General features: G+C 73.6%; 3 protein-coding genes. All 3 read left to right on the forward strand.

Annotation, left to right across the window (positions count from 1 at the left end):
- Nucleotides 1-10: 10 nt before the first annotated feature.
- The gene (locus EIO58_RS17125) at nucleotides 11-166 is read left to right on the forward strand and encodes an amidohydrolase family protein (protein WP_240658968.1); all 156 of its coding nucleotides are present in this window, start codon (nucleotides 11-13) and stop codon (nucleotides 164-166) included.
- A gap of 321 nt (nucleotides 167-487) precedes the next feature.
- Complete coding sequence (locus EIO58_RS17130) at nucleotides 488-925, forward strand: YrdB family protein (RefSeq protein WP_127820468.1); 438 nt, start codon at nucleotides 488-490, stop codon at nucleotides 923-925.
- A partial coding sequence (locus EIO58_RS17135; protein WP_164861833.1) for an FAD-binding oxidoreductase occupies nucleotides 922-1888 on the forward strand: 967 nt, incomplete at its 3' end. The genes EIO58_RS17130 and EIO58_RS17135, both read left to right, overlap by 4 nt.

The following is a 1888-nucleotide window of genomic DNA, read 5'->3' on the forward strand; positions in this document are numbered from 1 at the left end:
CGGCGTGCCCGTGACGGATGCCGTCGCGGCGGCGACCGCGATCCCCGCGGCGGCGATCGGGCGCCCGGATCTCGGCCGGCTCGACAGGGGCGGCATCGCCGACGCCGTGCTGCTGGACGATGCGCTCGAGGTGCGGCGCGTGTGGGTCGCCGGGACGCCCGTCTGACGCGTGCGGGCGACGATGGCGGCGGAACTCGGAGATCCCTCCCCCGAGTTATCTCCGAGCCCCGCCTCCCGCGGATCGGGGCCGCGGGAGGGGCAGTCGGTTCCCTCCCCAGAAGAAAACCAGGTGCCTCCTTGAATAAGAGACTGCGATCCGCCCGGAATATGACGCGGGTCCGGAAAGATCGGCGCACTCCGCGACGGTGAAGACCTCTGGTTTCGCCCGGCTCGGACGCCGGCGATGGAGCCCGCGGACGATCCCGGGTGAGGCCCGCCGGCCGCCCGCGGCCAGGAGCAGCCACATCCCGAGCCGTAGACTTGAGGCATGTCCGACACGCCGAACGGCTCCCCCGCGCCCACGACCAGGACCACGCCCGCGGCACCGAGCGGCGCCTCGTCTCACGCCGCCGAGCAGGTGGCAGGGATGCGCACGCCGCTGACGGCGATCGACATCCTGGCGTTCCTGTGCGAGATCTTCGCGTTCGCGACTCTGGCACTGTGGGGCTTCACGATGTGGCCGTTCCCGTGGAACGTCGTCGTCGGCATCGTCGCGCCCGTCGCCGCGATTCTCGCGTGGGCATTGTTCGTCTCGCCCCGTGCCGTGATCGCGGTGCACCCGTTCGTCCGCGCGATCGTCGAGCTCCTCGTGTACGCGTCGGCGACCGTGGCCTGGTGGAACATGGGCAACGTCTGGGTCGGACTCGCGTTCGGCGCGGTCGCGATCGCGGTCGGAGTCGTCGCGGGTCGCCGGCGCCTCTCGTGAGCGAGGCCGACGTCCTCACGCGCCTGCGCTCGGCTCTCGGCGAGCGGGTCGACACCGCGCCGGAGTCGCTGGCCGTGGCCCGCGCCGACAAGTCGGGGCACGCGGCATCCGGCCTTCCGATCGCGGTCGTCCGCGCCCGCTCCGTCGACGATGTGCAGCAGACCCTCCGCATCGCGAGCGAGACCCGCACCCCCGTCGTCACCCGCGGTGCCGGCACCGGGCTGGCCGGTGGTGCGAACGCGGGCGGTGGCGAGATCGCACTGTCGCTGCGCGGGATGGACCGCATCCTCGAGGTGAGCGCCGACGACCTCACCGCCGTCGTGGAACCCGGGATCCTGAACGCCGACCTCAACGCGTCGCTCGCCCCGCACGGCCTGTGGTGGGCGCCCGACCCCGCGAGCCGCGCCATCTCGACCGTCGGCGGCAACATCGCCACGGGCGCCGGCGGGCTGCTGTGCGCGAAGTACGGGGTCGTGCGCGACGCGGTGCTGGGCGTCGACCTGGTGCTCGCCGACGGGCGCCTGCTGCGCCTCGGCCATCGCACGGTCAAGGGCGTCACGGGCCTGGACCTCACGTCGCTGGTGATCGGATCCGAGGGCACGCTCGGCGTCGTCGTCGGCGCGACGCTGAAGCTGCGTCGGCTCGTGCCCGGCGTGGTGTGCACGATTGCCGCGACCTTCGGCGACGTGCGCACTGCGGCCGAGGCATCCGCCGCCGTCACCGCGTCGGGTGCGCAGCCGGCGATCATGGAGCTGATGGATGCCGCGTCCCTCGCAGCCGTCCACGCGCTGCTGGCTCTCGCTCCGCCGACACCCGGCGCGGCTCAGCTGACGATCCAGACCGACGGGCCGGCAGCGGCGGCCGAGGCGGACGCGATCGCCGCCGTGCTGCGTGCCGCCGGCGGCACCGTCACGGTGTCGCGCGACCGCGAGGAGGGCGAGCGCCTGCTGGCGATCCGGCGCT

The organism is Microbacterium sp. CPCC 204701, from assembly GCF_004010105.1.
Classification (GTDB): domain Bacteria; phylum Actinomycetota; class Actinomycetes; order Actinomycetales; family Microbacteriaceae; genus Microbacterium.